Annotated in this window: 12 protein-coding genes; 8 read left to right on the forward strand and 4 right to left on the reverse strand. The window is 63.0% G+C overall.

Annotated elements, in window-relative coordinates; all coding sequences use genetic code 11:
* Positions 1–29 precede the first annotated feature (29 nt).
* Positions 30–1,034: a threonine ammonia-lyase gene (locus tag RCF49_RS01825; protein ID WP_342642341.1), complete on the reverse strand. Its 1,005-nt coding sequence runs from the start codon at positions 1,032–1,034 to the stop codon at positions 30–32.
* Positions 1,035–1,130: 96 nt separating this feature from the next.
* Between RCF49_RS01825 and RCF49_RS01830 the strand changes: the two genes are divergently transcribed.
* The 6 genes from RCF49_RS01830 to RCF49_RS01855 all read left to right on the forward strand — a co-directional run bounded on the left by RCF49_RS01830 (position 1,131) and on the right by RCF49_RS01855 (position 11,838).
* A complete protein-coding gene (locus RCF49_RS01830) occupies positions 1,131–1,526 on the forward strand; it encodes a DUF2852 domain-containing protein (protein WP_342642342.1) in 396 nt (131 codons plus the stop codon).
* A gap of 272 nt (positions 1,527–1,798) precedes the next feature.
* Entirely contained in the window at positions 1,799–4,174 is a 2,376-nt protein-coding gene (locus tag RCF49_RS01835) for an acyl-CoA dehydrogenase (protein ID WP_342642343.1), read from the forward strand.
* On the forward strand, positions 4,140–5,630 hold the full coding sequence (locus RCF49_RS01840; protein ID WP_342642344.1) for an acetyl-CoA C-acetyltransferase: 1,491 nt from the start codon (positions 4,140–4,142) through the stop codon (positions 5,628–5,630). Before RCF49_RS01835 ends, RCF49_RS01840 begins: the two co-directional genes overlap by 35 nt.
* A gap of 5 nt (positions 5,631–5,635) precedes the next feature.
* Entirely contained in the window at positions 5,636–7,765 is a 2,130-nt protein-coding gene (locus RCF49_RS01845; RefSeq protein WP_342642345.1) for a 3-hydroxyacyl-CoA dehydrogenase NAD-binding domain-containing protein, read from the forward strand.
* Positions 7,766–7,868: 103 nt separating this feature from the next.
* Entirely contained in the window at positions 7,869–10,904 is a 3,036-nt protein-coding gene (locus RCF49_RS01850) for a peptidoglycan-binding protein (RefSeq protein ID WP_342642346.1), read from the forward strand.
* 280 nt (positions 10,905–11,184) lie between these two features.
* Positions 11,185–11,838 (forward strand): TetR family transcriptional regulator C-terminal domain-containing protein, encoded by a 654-nt coding sequence (locus RCF49_RS01855; protein ID WP_342642347.1) that lies wholly within the window; start codon positions 11,185–11,187, stop codon positions 11,836–11,838.
* 133 nt (positions 11,839–11,971) lie between these two features.
* On the opposite strand, the gene RCF49_RS01860 is transcribed toward RCF49_RS01855, so the two are convergent.
* The 3 genes from RCF49_RS01860 to RCF49_RS01870 form a co-directional block, all read right to left on the reverse strand.
* Positions 11,972–12,358, reverse strand: a complete 387-nt coding sequence (locus RCF49_RS01860; RefSeq protein WP_342642348.1) for a hypothetical protein — start codon at positions 12,356–12,358, stop codon at positions 11,972–11,974.
* Between the two features lie 146 nt (positions 12,359–12,504).
* Positions 12,505–13,548, reverse strand: a complete 1,044-nt coding sequence (locus tag RCF49_RS01865) for an ABC transporter substrate-binding protein (RefSeq protein ID WP_342642349.1) — start codon at positions 13,546–13,548, stop codon at positions 12,505–12,507.
* A gap of 181 nt (positions 13,549–13,729) precedes the next feature.
* A complete protein-coding gene (locus RCF49_RS01870) occupies positions 13,730–14,467 on the reverse strand; it encodes a FadR/GntR family transcriptional regulator (protein ID WP_342642350.1) in 738 nt (245 codons plus the stop codon).
* A 220-nt stretch (positions 14,468–14,687) separates the two neighbouring features.
* Here RCF49_RS01870 and RCF49_RS01875 point away from each other — a divergent pair, with 220 nt between their 5' ends.
* Together RCF49_RS01875 and RCF49_RS01880 are read left to right on the forward strand one after the other, a co-directional pair.
* Entirely contained in the window at positions 14,688–15,866 is a 1,179-nt protein-coding gene (locus RCF49_RS01875) for a M24 family metallopeptidase (protein ID WP_342642351.1), read from the forward strand.
* Positions 15,867–15,984: 118 nt separating this feature from the next.
* On the forward strand, positions 15,985–17,271 hold the full coding sequence (locus RCF49_RS01880) for an NAD(P)/FAD-dependent oxidoreductase (protein WP_342642352.1): 1,287 nt from the start codon (positions 15,985–15,987) through the stop codon (positions 17,269–17,271).
* Positions 17,272–17,396: the final 125 nt, after the last annotated feature.

The raw sequence follows: 17,396 nt of genomic DNA on the forward strand, positions 1-17,396 counted from the left end.
CGAGCATGAGGCATGAGTGTTCCACGGCTTCAGAGCCCCCGATGCTCCAAGGCCTCCGCGAAGGTGCGGCGTTCGACGTTCCCGCCTGAGGCAACCACTACGACGGTTTCGCCGGCTGCAACATCAAGCTTGCCCGTCAGCAGCGCCGCCAGCGCCACGGCCCCGCCCGGCTCGATCACCAGCTTCAGAATGTCGAATGCGACCGCCATCGCGTGCCGGACCTCATCATCGCTGACCGCGAGCCCGCCTGCGAGGCGAGGCTGGTTCACCGCAAAGGTGATCACCCCTGGCGTTCGCGCCATCAGAGCATCGCAAATTGAACCTGTGACCGCGTCATTCGCCTCGCGGCGGCCGCTGGCGAATGAGCGCGCGTGATCATCAAAGCCTGCCGGCTCCGCGGTCCAAATCTTCGAGCCGGGCGAGAGCTGCTCGATGGCAAGTGCAATCCCGGCAATGAGGCCGCCACCGCTGGCAGGCGCAACCACGTGATCGATGGTGAGCCCATCGGCCTGGGCCTGCTCGATGATCTCGAGGCCCACGGTGCCCTGTCCGGCAATGATGTCCGCGTCATCATAGGGAGGCACGATCACCGCGCGCCGCTCTTGCGCGATGGTACGCGCGATCGCCTCCCTGTCCTCGCTGGCGCGGTTGAAGGTCACAACCTCCGCCCCATAGCCCGCCACATTGCGCAGCTTGATCTGCGGCGTATCCGCCGGCATCACCACCACCGCCGGCAGGCTGCAGAGCGCAGCAGCAGCCGCGACCCCCTGCCCATGATTGCCGGAAGAAAAGGCAACCACCCCGCCCGGGTGCTCGGCGGGCTCAAGTTGTGAGATGCGGTTATAGGCGCCCCGGAACTTGAAAGACCCCGTGCGCTGCAGCGACTCAGCCTTGATCCGCAGCCGGAAGCCGAGCTTGTCATCGAGTACGGGCGAGCCGAGAAGCGGAGTGCGGAAAGCCAATCCTTTGATGCGCTGCGCCGCCTGCCGCACATCCTCGAAATGCGGTACCGCGATGTCTTGGCTGATCATCATCACTCTCCGTTGTCCCAGGGCCGGCATGACCTGGCGTCGTCTTGAAGGGATTGGTTTACCTACCATATAGCAGGTGCCTAGCATGGAGGTTTCTTGATGACACTGACGAAGACGACCGGCCGCCGGTGGACTCCTCTAAGTGTTGCCACGCTCGTACTCGGCTTTATGGTTTGGTGGCCGATCGGCTTGGCGGTGCTTGCCTATATTTTCTGGGGCGGACAGATCGATGAGGATTTTCAGCGCCTCCGCTCCCGCTTGACGGAGAACAAGGGCTTCTCCCGTGGCTTTTGCGCCCATAGGAGCTATGGCAGCTCCGGTAATGCGGCTTTTGATCGCTACAAGCGCGAGACCCTGCGCCGGCTCGAGGAAGAGCAGCAGGCTTTCAACGCCTATGTGGAGCGTCTCCGTGCTGCCCGCGACCAGGAGGAATTCGACCGCTTCATGGCCGAGCGCCGCCAGGTATCGCCTGAGACGGGACCATCCGCGTCATAACGACCGGAGAGCATGGGTCCAGCCAACAATAAGCCCGTGTGTCTCACACGGGCTTTATTCATGCTTCGCGATCGTATGAAATTCCACGCGGATCCCCGTGAATATCGTCCGGTCGAATGGTCGATCGAGGCCTTAAAAGCGTTGGAATATTTTAAGCCCTCATAGGGCAGATTGTTCCTCTGCCAATGCTTGTGGTTCAATCATCGGATCGGCACGGCCGAGGCGGGTAAGCGTCGGGGACCACCTCAATTCTGCAAGGACCTGATCCCAAGATGGCGACAGAGCGCCCAACCTTTCGGCAAGAGCGAATCTCGCGCCCCCTGCTCGACTGGGTGCGAGGCATCCTCCCTCCCATGTCGGACACGGAACGTGAAGCGCTCGAAGCCGGTACCGTCTGGTGGGATGCCGAGCTGATGAGCGGCTCGCCCAATTTCGAGCGGCTGCTTTCCGTGTCCGAGCACAAGCTGAGCCCTGAGGAACAGGCCTTTCTCGATGGTCCCGTGGAAGAACTCTGCGCGATGATCGATGACTGGCAGATCTGTTTCGTCGAACGCGACGTGCCTCAACACATCTGGGATTTCATCAAAGAGCATAAGTTCTTGGGGATGATCATCCCCAAGGCCTATGGTGGCCTCGGATTTTCTGCAACCGCCCATTCGGCCGTCGTGATGAAGCTTGCCTCGCGCTCGGCCTCCGCCGCCGTTTCGGTCATCGTGCCGAACTCGCTTGGGCCCGGCGAATTGCTGGCGCATTACGGCACCGACGCTCAGAAGGATTATTATCTGCCGCGCCTTGCCGATGGTCGCGAAATCCCGGCCTTCGGGCTGACCAGCGTCGAAGCGGGATCTGACGCCGCCGCCATGACCGATATTGGTGTTATCACCTATGGCGAATGGAAGGGCGAGCGCGTCCTCGGCATGCGTTTGAATTGGGCCAAGCGCTATATCTCGCTGGGACCGATCTGCACCGTGCTCGGGCTTGCGTTCAAATTGACCGATCCCGATCATCTGCTGGGCGAGCGCGAGGATCTCGGCATCACCCTGGCGCTCGTTCCAACCGACACGCCCGGTGTCGAGATCGGCCGGCGCCATTACCCCGCCATGCAGGTCTTCGCCAATGGGCCGAACTGGGGCCGCGATGTGTTTCTGCCGCTCGATGCCATCATCGGCGGTGCTGAGCGGATCGGCCAGGGCTGGCGCATGCTGACGGCCGCCTTGGCTGCCGGCCGAGGCATCTCGCTCCCCTCGTTGTCGACCAGCGGCATGAAGATCTGTCTGCGCGCAACCGGCGCCTATGCCCGCATCCGCGAGCAATTCAACCTGCCCGTCGGACGCTTCGAAGGCGTGCAGGAAGCCTTGGCGCGCATGGCCGCGACGACCTATAAGATCGATGCGGGCCGCCGGCTGACACTCACCGCTCTTGATCTCGGTGAAAAGCCCGCGGTCATTTCGGGCATCATGAAATATCACGCGACCGAAGCGTTGAGGCGCGTGGTCGATGATGCTCTCGACATCCATGGCGGCCGCGGCATCTGTGATGGCCCCAATAACTATCTCGGCAATCTATACCGCGCCGTGCCCATTGGTATCACGGTGGAAGGCGCGAATATTCTCACCCGATCGCTGATCATTTTCGGCCAAGGCTCGATCCGCTGCCATCCCTATATCCTGCGCGAGATGGCGGCCGCCCATAATCCGGACCGTGAGCAGGGCCTGCGCGATTTCGACAAGGCGCTGTTCTCCCATATCGGCCATGTCGCAAAGAACAAGCTGCGTGGCCTCTCCCGCAGCTGGAGCTTTGCGCTCATCGGCCCCTCACCGGTAGAGGATGAAACCGCGCGCTATTATCGGGCCGTCGCGCAGCTTTCGGCCGCTCTCGCCCTGGTGACGGACGCGACCCTCGTCAATCTCGGAGGCGGCCTGAAGCGGCGCGAGATGATCTCGGCCCGCCTCGGCGATGTGCTCTCCGAGCTCTATTTCACCTCCGCCATCTTGAAGCGCTGGCGCGATGATGGCCGCCCGCACGAGGATCTGCCCCTCGTTCACTGGGCTGCGCAATCCTCGCTGCATCAAGCGGAGCAGCGACTCAAGGAAACGCTGGACAATCTCCCCAACCGCCCCTTCGCCTGGTCGCTTCGGGCCATGTTGCGGCCATTCGGCGCGATCCATCCAGCCGCTTCTGACCGATTGACCCGAGAGGTGGCCGAGCTGGTGATCACGCCGGGCCCAACCCGCGACCGGTTGACCGATGGTATCTACATCGGCGGCAGCGAGACACCCCTCGGCCGTATCGAACAGGCATTCCTTGCCGTCACCCATCTCGAGCCGGTGCGCCAGAAGCTCAAGGCGGCGCGCATCCGCGATCTTGATGACGCGGTCGCGAAATCGGTGATCAGCCCGGAGGAGGCCCGGGAAATGCGGGAAACTGCAGCCCTGGTCCATCGGGTGCTTGAGGTCGACCATTTCACGCTTGATGAGATCAAGGGACTGGGACGCGACGAGGGATCGGGCGAAAGGGCAAGCCCGGCCAAGGCCACAGCCGCTAAGGCGGAGCCATCGCCGCAGGAACCGGAAACTGCCATGCCGTCCAGAAACCGCCCGGCCGAATTCATCGATGCCGGAACCGAGATCCGGCCCGGACTCACATAGGAGGCCAGCCATCACCACGGATATCAGCGATAACGCGGTGACGCCCGAGGGCGATGCACCTCGTGCACCGACGACACAGGGCGATGCGCCCGCATCGGCCGTAGCCCCCGTGGCCTTTGCAACCGCAACCGCCCCCACGACGAAGCCGACAGCACCCGCCCCGGTTGGATCCGGCACGCGTCGCGTCTATCTCGTCGATGGTGCACGCACGCCCTATCTCAAGGCACGCACGGGTCCCGGCCCTTTCACACCGGTTGATCTCGCCGTTCAGGCAGGGCGTCTGCTGCTGGCCCGGCAGCCCTTCCCGTCCGATGCATTCGACGATGTCATCCTCGGCTGCGTGAATGTCCATCCCGATGAGGTCAATCCCGGCCGGGTGGCGGCGTTGCGCCTCGGCTGCGGCGCGGAAGTGCCGGGCTGGTCGGTCCAGCGCAACTGCGCCTCGGGCATGCAGTCGATCGATATCGCCTTCAAATATATTGCGGCTGGCCATGGTGACCTCATCCTTGCCGGGGGAACCGAGGCCTTGAGCCATGCGCCCCTTCTTTACAAGGAGGACGCGGTGCGCTGGTTCGGCGGCCTGAACAGCGCCAAGAGCTTAGGCGACAAACTCGCCCAGATCGGTAAGTTCCGCCCGGGCTTTTTCAGCCCCTCGATTGGCATTCTCCGTGGCCTCACCGACCCGGTGGTGAAGCTCAATATGGGCCAGACCGCCGAGCGCCTAGCGCATCAGTTCGGCATCAGCCGCGAACAGGCCGATGCCTACGCCCTTGAGAGCCATCAGCGCATAGCCAAGGCGCGAGCAGAGGGCTGGCTCAGCGAAGTCGAGCCGATGATCGCGCCCGATGGGACCGTCTATGATCATGACGACGGGGTTCGGCCCGACAATACCCTGGAACAGCTTGCCAGCCTCAAGCCGGTCTTCGAGCCGCCCTTCGGCAGGGTGACTGCGGGAAATTCGTCCCAGATCACCGATGGCGGCTCATGGACCATCATCGCCTCCGAGGCTGCGGTCGAGAAATATGGCTTAAAGCCCATGGCGCGGATCGTGGACTGCGTGTGGGAGGCCCTCGATCCATCGGTCATGGGTTTGGGCCCGGTATTGAGCGCGACGGCCCTTCTTCAGCGCAATGACCTCAAGCGCGATGATATCGGCGCCTGGGAACTCAACGAAGCCTTCGCGGCCCAGGTTCTTGCCTGTCTCGCGGCCTGGCGCGACAAGGATTTCTGCCGCGATATTCTGGGCCTTCCCCGCCCGTTCGGCGCGATTGATCGCTCGATCCTGAATGTGGATGGCGGCGCGATCAGCATCGGCCACCCCGTCGGCAGCAGCGGCAATCGCATCACCCTGCATCTCGCCCATGTGATGCAGAGGCTGGGTGCGCGCCATGGGGTGGCGACGGAATGCGTCGGCGGCGGCCTTGGGGGTGCCATGCTGCTCGAGCTGGTGGAGTAGACCTGATGCGGATGATCGATCCCAAGCGTCACGCAGCCCTCGAGGAGCTCACCCGCGAACGCTTGACCCTCGGCGTGCCCGCGGCTCAGCAGCCCGAGCATGCCGCCACATACCGCCATTGGCGCTGGTATCTCGATGATGCCCGGATCTGCTGGGTGATCTTCGACAAGGAAGGGGTGAGCACCAACACGCTCTCAGCCGATGTCCTGACCGAGCTCGATGCGCTCCTCAGCGAAGCGGCCAAGAGCAATCCCCGCGCGCTGGTGATCCGTTCAGCCAAGGCGAATGGATTTGCCGCGGGCGCCGAGATCGGCGATTTCCGCACCATGATCGTGGCAGCCGAGGTGCGCAGCCTTGTGAGCCGGGGCGTCGCGGTTCTCGATCGCCTGGCGAAGTTCCCGGCCCCCACCGTCGCGGTGGTGCATGGCTTCTGCCTGGGCGGCGGCCTTGAGCTTGCCCTTGCCTGCCGCATCCGCATCGCCCGTGATGATGCACGCCTCGGCTTTCCCGAGATCATGCTCGGTCTGCATCCGGGCCTTGCCGGCACCTGGCGCAGCCTCGACATCGCCGCCGATCCGGTGGAAGCCATGACCATGATGCTCACCGGGCGCACCCTGAATGCGCGCCGGGCCAAGCGGCTGAACCTGGTCGACACGGTGGTGCCTGAGCGGCATATCGCGGCCGCTGTGCAATGGGCGGCGGACGGCAAGCTCCGCCTCGTCCGCGGCTTGCCTGTCAAGGCGCGTGCCATGCTGCTGGCCCCCTCGCGCGCGGTGATTGCCTCGCGCATGGCGGCGGAAGCGGAAAAGCGGGCACCGCGGAAGCATTATCCTGCCCCTTATGCTTTGATCGACCTCTGGCGCGAGCATGGCGGTAATCCTGCCAGCATGCGCGGTGCGGAAACCGAAAGCTTCGCGCGGCTGATCACCGGCGAGACCGCTCAGAACCTGATCCGGGTGTTTTTCCTGCGCGAGAAGCTCAAGGCCTATGGCAAGGGTGCCGCGGGCACGATCGCCCATGTGCATGTGATCGGCGCGGGCGTGATGGGCGGCGACATCGCCGCCTGGTGCGTGGCGCGCGGCCTGCGTGTGACCTTGCAGGATCAGAGCTATGCGCTGGTCGCCCCGGCGATCAAACGCGCTGCGGCCTTCTTCGCAAAGCGCGGTTCGGGACTCAATCGTCGTGATGCGCTCGACCGCTTGATCCCCGATCCCCGGGGGATCGGTCTCGGACAGGCCGATCTCGTCATCGAGGCCGTACCCGAGAAGCTCGACATCAAGCGGGCCGTCTATGCGGCAACCGAGCCGCGCATGAAGCCCGGCGCGATCCTTGCCACCAACACGTCCAGCATAAGGCTGGAGGAGCTGCGCAAGAGCCTCGCTCGCCCCGAGCATTTCATCGGCATCCATTTCTTCAACCCGGTTGCCAAGATGCCGCTGGTTGAGGTGGTGACCCACGATCAGCTCGACCCGCAAGCGAAACAGACGACGCTCGCTTTTGTGAACCGCCTCGACAAGCTGCCGCTGCCGGTGAAGTCCTCTCCAGGCTTCCTCGTCAACCGGGTCCTTGCCCCTTATATACTCGAGGCGCTGCTTGCCATGGATGAGGGCATCAAGCCCGAGCTCATCGATCAGGTAGCCCTTGACTTTGGCATGCCCATGGGACCGATCGAGCTTGCCGACACCGTGGGCCTCGATGTCGCCCAGCATGTGGCGCAGACCCTGAAAGGATCAGCCGCCGCGAGCATTCCGGAACTGCCGGATTGGTTCGCAAAGCGGGTCGAGGAGGGAAAGCTTGGCCGCAAGACCGGCCAGGGTCTCTACAAATGGGTGGACGGCACGCCGCAAAAGGCCAAGCTCGATGCAAAGCCCGACCTCTTCCTCGAGGATCGCCTGATCCTGCCGCTGCTGAATGCCACAATGAGCTGCCTCAGACAGGGCGTGGTCGAGGATGAGGACGGCGCCGATGCCGGAGTGATCTTCGGCACGGGCTTCGCCCCCTTCCGCGGCGGGCCGATGCACTATGCCCGCCAGCGCGGCATCGAACGCATCATCTACACCCTGGAGGAGCTTGCCAATCAGCACGGCTCGCGCTTCTCGCCCGACCCGGGCTGGCGTGAGATCGCCTCTTCATGAGGTAAATGCGCCCGCCCGATTTCTGCCGTTTCTTTGTTGTCGTTAACAAGGCGTGGGCAAAGCAAGATGCGGTATGTGGCCGGTCGGGTAAGAAGTTGGGCGGATGACACCATCGGGATTTTGGCGGAGCTGGTTCCTGTCGGCCGGTATTGGGGTTGTTGCAGCCCTGGGCGCCGGTCTGATTACATCCCTCCACGCTCAGGAGAACAAGCAACCGATCAGCAATGATGGCGCGCTGATCATTTCAGGCTTTTCCGGAACTTCCGCCAAGAGCGCTGGCTTCTTCCGCTCCGGCACTGATCTGAACCAGACCATGATCGATCTCGATGGCGGATCGGTGAAGGTCTTCGATCTCTCCAATACCGGCGGCGCCGCGGATGCGCAGCTCATTAAACGGTCGCCTGCTCTATCGGTGCCGGCCCGAAAGATCGGGCAGGTGTTCGGTCTCGCGCTCGATGACGCAGAGGCGCCCAACATCTATGCAGCGGCAAGTTCAGCCTTCGGCCTCCAGCTGATCGGCAAGGGCGAGAACGACACGCAGCGCATCAAGACGGGCCAGCCCGATGCCGCCTGGATGCCCGGCCAGTTCGGCGAAGGTGGCGGTCCCGGCAGCATCTGGCGCATCGATGGGCGCACCGGCCAAGTCACCCTCTTCGCCGATATCAGTGATGGCGACGCTCCCAACAGCGGACCGGGTCTTGGCGACATCGCTTTTGATGCTGATCACCAACAGTTCTTCGTGTCGGATTTCGATACGGGCCTGATCCATGCGCTCGACATTTCCGGCAAGATGCTGGGCCGCTTCGATCACGGCGCTACCGGGCGCAAGGCTGCCGGCCTTTCCCCCGTCGCTGATGACGGCCGCAGGGCTGATATTACCTCCTCCGCCTTCGACAGCGAGGATCCCGAGAGCTGGGGCTTCACGCCGGTCGAGCGCCGGGTCTGGGGCCTCGCCTATCATGAGGGGCGCCTTTATTACGCGGTCTGGTCCGGACCTGAAATCTGGTCCGTCGGCATCACGGATAGCGGCGGCTTTGCCGATGATGCCCGCCGCGAACTCGGCCTCTCGCCCGAGCCCAAGCCTTATCCCGTCTCCAGCATCGCCTTTGATGGCGAGGGCCGCCTCTATCTTGCTCAGCGTGGCGAGATCCGCTCGCGCTATGATTATGGCACCTTTGCCCTGCCTCGGAAGTCGCGCGTCCTTCGCTATGTCAGGGCCAATGACGGCTCGTGGTCGCCCGAACCGCTCGAATACCCAATCGGCTTTCCAGCCACTCATCAGAATGCGTCGGGGGGCCTAACCCTCGGGCCCGGCTATAAGCCCGATGGCAGTCTCGATGCCGACAGCTGCTGGGGCACCCTGTGGGTGACGGGAGATGGCCTGCGCGAAAGCAGCCGAGATGCCGACCGGCTGCAGCGTGGTGGGCCACTCGTGGTCCACGGCGCCCAAGGCCTGCCGGTGGCCTTGACCCGTGCCGATAACCTCCCGCCCTTCAAGAGCTATTATCTCGATTACGATGATCGCTTCGATGACCCGAACGTGGCGGGGCATGTGGGCGACATCGCCGCTGTCCAGCATTGTGCCTCGGCAACGGCGGTGGCTGCAGCATCTGAACAGACTTCTCCATCCAGCGGCGAACAGGATCAGGGCAAGTCCACCGGCGAGACGCCGGAGCAAGACGCAGCCGCAACGGATGCAGGCAAGGACAAGGATACTGCCCTCGTCGACCAGTTCGGCAATCCGATCACCCCTCGCGAAACAGAGCCGCAACTCCCAAACGCAGCGAAACCCTCCGGCGAACCCGACACCGCGGCACAGGAGGCCCCGGCGCCGCCCGCACCAGCAGCCGGAGCCGCTACTTTGCCTGCCCCCTTCGATCTCAGCATCGCGGTTCGCGGCGGCGTTGAGGCCTGCGCGCCAACTTACGCCTGCCCTTTTACCCTCGTGATCAGCAATAACGGCCCGGGCACCTATCGCGGCCCCCTCACCATCGCCGAGGAGGTTGACACCGCCGTTGCCGATCTCGCCGACTGGTCACCCCGCCGTTGGTCTTGCGAGCGGCGTGAGACCACCTTCGTCTGCACCCATGCGGCGCTCCAGCTGCGTCCTGGCGAAAGCGTCTCCTTGCGCGTGGATTTCGTGCCATGGCGCGTGCCCGCGGCACGGGTGCAGAATTGCGCCCGTCTCCTGTGGCAAGGAAGCACACTGTCCGCGCGCAACCTCTTGGTCCAGGAAAGCCTCTCCCGCCTCGGCTTTGATCCCGGCCCCGTCGACGGGCTTGCCGGTGCGCGAACCCGCTCGGCAATTCAAGCCTTCGCGGCGGAGGAAGGTCAGCCCAGTGATGGACAGATCAATGACGCCCTGCTCGGGCGCCTGTTCGGCAGTTGGGGCAACGGCGATCTGAGATCTCAGGATGATCGCGATTGTGCCAGTCTTCCGCTGCGCCGCAGCCGTGGATCCGTTGCCGTTGCGCCCGACTGCGGGCCGACGGATCTGCTGCTCAAGGGCCGCTGCGTCAGCCGCGCCAGCCTGTGTGATGGCGGGCGCCAGTTTCAAGCATCCGACAATAGCTGCACTTGCCCACAGGCCGCGCCTCTTTGGGATCCTGTGAACGGCCGCTGCACGGGTTATGCGCCTCCGCAACGGGCGCTGCGCAAACCCCTGCCGTCGACGGCCTCACCATCACCCTCGGCGACCTCACAGGATCGGGCTCAGGAGCGGGAGAGCGGGACCGCCGTCCGGCCAGAGGAGAGCGAGGACGCCACGGCGACGACTGACGGCGAGCCATCAGCTGCCCCCGATGAGAGCCCGCCGACCCCGGGCGGGGCACAACAAGCCCCGCAGCCGAAGCCCGATCCCACGGCAATCGTCTGCCCTGGAAACCAGCGCTGGGACGACGCATCCAAGCAATGCAAGTGTCCGCCCGACAATCCTGTCTGGGATAAGATCTCCAATAGCTGTATCCCCTCGGCGGGCAAAAGCTCCGAGACGGAGCTCACGCCCTCGGCGGGCGAAGCACCCAAGCCGAACCTGCAGATCTGTTCCGGCGATCGTGTTTGGAGCAATGACGAGGCCGCTTGTATCTGCCCGCCGGAGAGGCCGAACTGGGACGAAGCTGCCGGCCGCTGCACAATTTGATCGCTTCGAAAAACCATTGAGTCGGACATTACCGGCGCGACGGAATCGACGTCGTGCCTGCGTGAAACCCGTCCGCTGATGCTTGTCGGCGGTTGCAGCGATCCCGCTCGCAGCATCGCGGCCAACCCCCTGTTTCGCCTCCGAATCTGACGCTGAACACACCAGCTCCGCTACACAACCAACTCGTGCATTTTCTACCTGAACGTATCCATAGGTTGCATTCTTCGCGCGCGTCATTAGAGTTGCGTGCATTGGAAATAATCATAACCGGAGATTGCACATGCGCTATGTGAGCGCTGGAGCAGCGGCCCAGAATACAAGACGGTCCTATTCCCGGGAGGACCCTCAGGTCCGCCGCCAGGAACTGATTGAAGCAACATTCCGGTGTTTGGGGAAGCATGGGCACGCCCGGACGAGCGTCCGGGTTATTGCAGCCGAGGCCGGCGTGTCGCCGGGACTGATTCGTCACCATTTCGGTGAGAAAAAGCAGCTCATTTCCGCGACCTATCGATATGCATCCGACCTTCTGTTCAATCACATCAAGAATGCAGTCGATGCGACCGAAGGTGATGATTGGGCAAAGCTCGTCACCTTCATCGAAGCAGGGTTCACGCCACCCATATTGTCAAAAGAATATATAACGGTTCGGTTTGTGCTTTGGGGTGTGGCGATGACCGATGCCGTCATCCGCCAGGTCCATAGCGAGGTCAACCAGCGCTATCGCAGACTGATGTCGCGCTTGCTCAGTGATGTCGTTGGCAATCGAATGTCCGATCAGGACGTCAAGAGTGTAACCGCCGCGCTGGCGGCCCTGCAGAACGGCCTATGGCTGGACTGGTCTCTCAATCCCCGCCAGCAAACACCCACCGATCTGCGCGAAACGGCGCTGCAACTGATCAAGCAGCACATCTCGCCGCCCGCACCATCTCACTAGAGCGCTCGCGCCAAGTGGTTATCGGTTCGCGTATGAACATGCGACCACACGAAGATTTGCGATGCGATTTGCGATCCAGAGAGCAAAGCGCGATCGAAAAGCCAGGGGCAGCGTATCGCCCCCCAAAGCCCGCTCAACCGCAGCGGAATTGAGAGCGCCATTCCCCTTTTTTATCCAGCGAGCTCTGATGATTGAGCCTGCGCGCTCGGCTTGATCCTGGGCAGGCGTAATGGGTCAGGGTCGATTGCGCCACCTGCTCCGCATCTTTCAGATCATCTTCCTTCTCGCGCAGCGGTTTGGATGCGCGGCGCACCATCACGTCATAGGCGCCATCCTGTCCTTTGTAGTCGAAGCTCACGATGAACTTCTGGCCATTGAAGATGACCGGTTCATTCTTGTTGCTGGCAACGATCGGGGTCGGGTGCTGTGGCGGTGGCGGTGCTGCAACCTTCGTGCAGTCGGCCAAAACAAAGCAACCGGCGACAGCAAGGATCGGCATGAGGCGGTGCAGCATCACCATGGCGGCAACCTGATCAGAGGGACTTGAGACGGAGGTCGGCTTACGCGGTCAATATCAAATTATCCGGCGATCTGAGCAATCGCGCGGAAATCCTGATTGGCCACGCAGGAACCTAGTCCGGCGAGGGTAAACGAAGTCTAACAGTCCTATTCCTCCTCGACCGGCACAGGGCTTCCGGATCCTTCGAGACCATCCTCGCCCGCTGCGTTTTGGAGGAAGGTTTGGTCGAACACCCGGTCCAGCGGGACGGCGATGGATTGGCCACGATCCGTCACGATCAGCCGCAAAAGCAGGTCGTGACCTTGCCCGTCGACTTCGCCGTCACGCGAGAAGCTGGGCAAAGTGCTCGCGACCGCCGCCGTATAGAGCGATTTATCCTCGTACTGATCGAGCGGGACCACATCGGCCACGTCATCGGGGCTTGCAGCCTTGAGCCAGACGAGTGCCTTGTGGATGGCCTTGACCATCCCCTGGGCAGCCTCTGGCCTCTGCCTCACGAAGGAGGACATGCTCGTGAGGACCGCGCCCGGCAATTCCTCGATGCCGAAGGCCTGTTGCACGCCCTCTTCCGTTCGCGTGTCGACGAGAGTCCTCATCTTGCTCCGGGCCGACAGCACCGTGGCCGTGGGATCATTGGTCATGATCCCGTCGATCTCCTGCGCCGCGAGCATCCTGACCGCATCTTCGGTGCGCGCCGCGCTGACCAAGGCAACATCCTCTGAACGAAGCCCGGATCGCGCCAGAAGCAAATGCGCAAATCCCGCGGAGGCAGAGCCAGGCCCTGCTATCCCAAGCCGGCGTCCTCTAAGATCGGCGATGGTTTTGATGGCGCTCGTGAGATCCGGCCTAACCCCGAGCACGAATCCCGGCATGCGCGAGATCGCGATGATCGCCACAACCGGGGCACCTTCCGCCGCGGACCGCAGCAGCCGGTCATAGCTCAACCCGGCCGCATCGGCGCGGCCCTCCCGCAGCGCGGCGAGTGCATCATCTTGCGTCTCGAAGGTTTGGATCGAGACATCCAACTGTTGCTCCGCAAAGAAGCCCTGCGTTTTGGCGATGGCGATCGGCAGAAATCCCAAGAGGGATGATCTTTCGACGGCGACTGTCACCTTCTGCTGATCAGCCGCCTGAACGCTTGCCCCGACGAGCATCCACAGCGCCAGAGCAACCCGGATCATGACGCTCATGCGATCCCCGCTTCTTCAATACGCTGTTCCGGCCAAGTCAGCACCCGCTGGCCCCTCGCACTCGCAGGCACGTCCGAACCGATCTGCCCGGACCAGCTCGGCCCCAAGCAGAATCGCTTCTGCGCCCGACCATTGATTATCCAATCCATCAACGGCCAGCGCCAGAGAGAGTTCAAGGAGGTCAGAGATCGCCGATCGCCGACCGCGCCCGGTTTCTCACGCCCAACAGATGATCTCTCAGGAGATCGCGGCCGGCCCCTGCATCCCGATGGCTGAGCGCCTGCGCGATCCGTTCGTGCTCCTGCTGATAGACCGACCATCTCTCGGGGCTGTAGCTGCGCTCCTTGAGCTTCGTCCAAGCGCTCTGGCCTCTCATGGTGACGACCCGCTGCCCGACCTGGAGAAACAGGCGATTATTCGTGAGCTCATAGAGGCAGGCATGAAAGCGGCGGTCGGCCTCCTCTGCCTCTTGCCATTTCGTGACATTCCGGCCCTCCGCGGCGCAGTCCACCAGATGGACAAGCTGCTTATCCGTTGCATTCAGCACGATGAGCTCGACCAGGCTGGGCTCGACCAGGGCACGAAACTCCATCAGCTCGCCAGGAGAAAGCGGCTCATCCTCCCCGGTCTCGGGGGGTCTGAGACTGGCCTTCTGCGTAATATAGGTTCCCCGCCCGATATGGCGCGAGAGAATGCCTTCGCGCTCCAGCTCGCCCAGGACCTCCCGAACGGTTGACCGCGACAGGCCGCTTGCCTCCGCGATCTGCCGCTCGTTGGGCAATCGGTCGCCGGGACGCAGCCGCCCTTGCCGCAGCAGGGCGCGCAGCTGGGTCAGCAGATCGGTGCGCGTCAATGCCGGCGTGAACAGGCTGAATGCCGGCATTTCGCCAACGTCCGACCGGTCCAGTCTATCCACCATTATGTCTTACCAATCATTCCAATCATTCCAATTAGACATGTTGCCCCATAAATGGGCTTTACTCAAGCGAGCCATCGTGCTTCCATGGCGCCATCCAATTTCGCTTGGAATAGGTCTCATTGGTCACGCGCAGGACGAGCCGCCGCGGACGATGTCTGCTGGCTGAAAGCGCGGGAGTGGTGAATCCGTTCAAAGCACGAGGCGAGCCCAGGAGCCGGTCATGAAATCCAAGCCTACTCTTCCCGCTGAGCTGTTCCCGGAACGCCGCGCCAAAGCTGTCGAACGAGCGACGGCAGCGGGGCTGGACGGACTGCTGGTCTGTTCGCGCGGCGGCGGCACCGTCGATCGCTATGCCGATGTGATGTATCTGACCAACTTCTACACGTCCTTTCCCTATACGCCTGATCACGAGGGTGCCTGGAACGGACGGGCCCATTCCTTCCTCGTGCTCCCCTGCGGCGGAAAACCGAGGCTGGTCATCGATATTCCCAATGACGGCTCCATTCACCTGAATGACGGCGAGATACTCTACACCGATTATGTGATTGATCAGACCATTCAAGCCTTGCGCGACGCTGGCCTGACCAATGCCAGAATTGGTCTGGTAGGCGAAGATGTTCTGCCCGTGAGCTTCTTCCGCAAGATCACCAAAGCCTTGCCCGAGCTCAGGCTCGAGAATGCCGACCACATCCTGGCGGGCTTGCGCGCGATGAAATCCCCAGCTGAGATCGAGATGCTGCGCCATGCCTCTTGGCTGGGCTCGCGCATGATGGACACGATGATGGCAGCGGCCGTGCCCGGTGCCACTCATGGCGACATCGTCGCGGCCGGCATGCAGACGCTTATCCCTGAGGGCGGCATTCTCTATAACAGCTTCATGGCCTCAGGCCGCGGCGGCGAACAGCCGAAGATCGTGCGTCAGAATTTCCCGACCTGGGGCAATTCCGCTCCGATCGAGGCCGGCGATTGGATCAGGTTCGGCATTTCCGGCATGTATGGCGGCTATGTGTTCGATCTCGCCCGCTCCAAGGCGGTCGGGGAGCCGACCAAGACCCAGGTCGAGATGTTCGAGGCGGCCATCTCCTGCATCGAGGCGGGCATGGAAGCCGTAAAGCCCGGCGCGACGGCCGGCGACCTCGCCGCGGCAGGGCTCGGCCGCCAGCGTGCTCTGGGCTTCGAGATCAAGGGCGTGTTCTCCGGACTGGGACACGGGATCGGCCTCGGCTGGGATGTTCCCTGGCTCACCCTGAACGAGCCGACGCCCATCGTCCCCAACATGGTCCTATGCCTCGAGCGCACCCTGACCCGTGACGGCCATCTCGGCGATTTCGAGGAGACGATCCTGGTGACGGAGAACGGCGCCGAGCTCATCACCGACGCCATCAAGCGCTATTGGTAGTGCGGCGCCAGAACCATCGGCGCAGCTGGGAATTCGGATTACAGATTGATTGCGCTCATGACAGAGTATCGCTGGCCAGGCAACCGCCGCGAGGGCAAGGCGGAATACGGTGAGCCCCATGTCGATCGATAGTCTCTGGGCCGCCACAGCGGCAACGACGCCCTATGCGAGCCGACCGCTCCTGGGCGAGGTAAAGGCGGATATCGCCATCGTCGGTGGCGGCTTCACCGGCCTTTCCGCGGCCTTGCATCTCGCGGAGGGCGGCCGCGAGGTCGTGCTTGTCGAGGCAGAGACGATCGGTTTCGGAGCGAGCGGCCGCAATGGCGGTCAGGTCAATCCCGGGCTCAAGCACGATGAGGCAGCCCTACGGCGCAAGTTCGGCGACGAGGCCGGGAGCGCCTTTCATCGCTTGGGCCAGGAGGCACCGGATTTCCTACCTGAGCTCATCAGCCGCCTTGGCCTCAACTGTCGCTACCAGCGCTGCGGATTGATCCGTCTCGCCCACAACAAGCCCGCCTTCTCGGCCATGCAGGCCGCTGCCACGGCACTCGAGCGTGATGGCATTGCCATCGAGCATCTGCCCGATGCGGAGGCGGTTTACCGACGCGTCGGCACGCGCGCCTATCTTGGCGGCATGATCGATCCACGCGGCGGCAGCGTGCATCCGCTGGATCTCTCCCGCGAGCTGGCGCGCGCCGCCGAACGGGCCGGTGCACTGATCCACACCGAAAGCCCTGCCCAGGCGCTCAAACCGCAGAACGGCGGCTGGCGGGTCGAAACGCGCGAGGGCGCCGTTGCGGCGCGCGAAGTGATCATCGCCACCAACGGTTATACCGATGGGCTTATCCCCGGACTTGCACAATCCCTGCTACCCGTGAACAGTTTCCAGGTTGCGACCACGCCTCTGCCGGAAACCCTCCGCCGTGAGATTCTGCCAAGCCGCAATACGGTTTATGACAGCCGCCGGCTTGTCCTCTATTTCCGCCGAACCTGGGATGATCGCGTGATGCTCGGCGGGCGTGCCTCCTTCTCCTCTGCCCTCCTCACCAGTGAGAAGCGTGAGGATTATTCCGTGCTGGAGCGGGTTCTCACCGGCATTTTTCCGCAGCTTAGGGGCCAGCCGATTGCGCATCGTTGGACCGGGCTCGTCTGCATCACCTTCGACTATCTGCCTCATTATCACCGCCCCGAGCCAGGCCTTCACGTACTGGTTGGCTTCAATGGCCGCGGCGTTGCCCTGACCAACCGCGCGGGCGCCTGGCTTGCCCGCAGCATCATGGGCCAGAAGGACAGCGGCGCCATTCCAGTCACCCCGATCCGGCCGGTGCCCTTGCATGAGTACCGCGCGCCCATGCTCAATCTGGCAATGCAGTTCAACCGGGTTCTCGATGTTCTCGGACGCTAGTTTCAGAAATTCTGAAAGGATCGTAAAAATTACGCGATTGATTTAACCGGCGGATTGACCAGGATGCCCACGAGACGGCTGCCGCCAATATTGGCGCGGAGCGGAATGGTTCATGGCTCTCGGAT

This window comes from Rhodoligotrophos sp. CJ14 (assembly GCF_038811545.1).
GTDB classification, from domain to species: Bacteria; Pseudomonadota; Alphaproteobacteria; order Rhizobiales; family Im1; genus Rhodoligotrophos; species Rhodoligotrophos ferricapiens.

What these genes read in the sequence shown, in the direction of transcription:
- RCF49_RS01825 (WP_342642341.1), bottom strand. Translation starts at nt 1,034, where the DNA reads ATGATGATCAGCCAAGACATCGCGGTACCGCATTTCGAGGATGTGCGG.
- RCF49_RS01830 (WP_342642342.1), top strand. Translation starts at nt 1,131, where the DNA reads ATGACACTGACGAAGACGACCGGCCGCCGGTGGACTCCTCTAAGTGTT.
- RCF49_RS01835 (WP_342642343.1), top strand. Translation starts at nt 1,799, where the DNA reads ATGGCGACAGAGCGCCCAACCTTTCGGCAAGAGCGAATCTCGCGCCCC.
- RCF49_RS01840 (WP_342642344.1), top strand. Translation starts at nt 4,140, where the DNA reads ATGCCGGAACCGAGATCCGGCCCGGACTCACATAGGAGGCCAGCCATC.
- RCF49_RS01845 (WP_342642345.1), top strand. Translation starts at nt 5,636, where the DNA reads ATGCGGATGATCGATCCCAAGCGTCACGCAGCCCTCGAGGAGCTCACC.
- RCF49_RS01850 (WP_342642346.1), top strand. Translation starts at nt 7,869, where the DNA reads ATGACACCATCGGGATTTTGGCGGAGCTGGTTCCTGTCGGCCGGTATT.
- RCF49_RS01855 (WP_342642347.1), top strand. Translation starts at nt 11,185, where the DNA reads ATGCGCTATGTGAGCGCTGGAGCAGCGGCCCAGAATACAAGACGGTCC.
- RCF49_RS01860 (WP_342642348.1), bottom strand. Translation starts at nt 12,358, where the DNA reads ATGGTGATGCTGCACCGCCTCATGCCGATCCTTGCTGTCGCCGGTTGC.
- RCF49_RS01865 (WP_342642349.1), bottom strand. Translation starts at nt 13,548, where the DNA reads ATGAGCGTCATGATCCGGGTTGCTCTGGCGCTGTGGATGCTCGTCGGG.
- RCF49_RS01870 (WP_342642350.1), bottom strand. Translation starts at nt 14,467, where the DNA reads ATGGTGGATAGACTGGACCGGTCGGACGTTGGCGAAATGCCGGCATTC.
- RCF49_RS01875 (WP_342642351.1), top strand. Translation starts at nt 14,688, where the DNA reads ATGAAATCCAAGCCTACTCTTCCCGCTGAGCTGTTCCCGGAACGCCGC.
- RCF49_RS01880 (WP_342642352.1), top strand. Translation starts at nt 15,985, where the DNA reads ATGTCGATCGATAGTCTCTGGGCCGCCACAGCGGCAACGACGCCCTAT.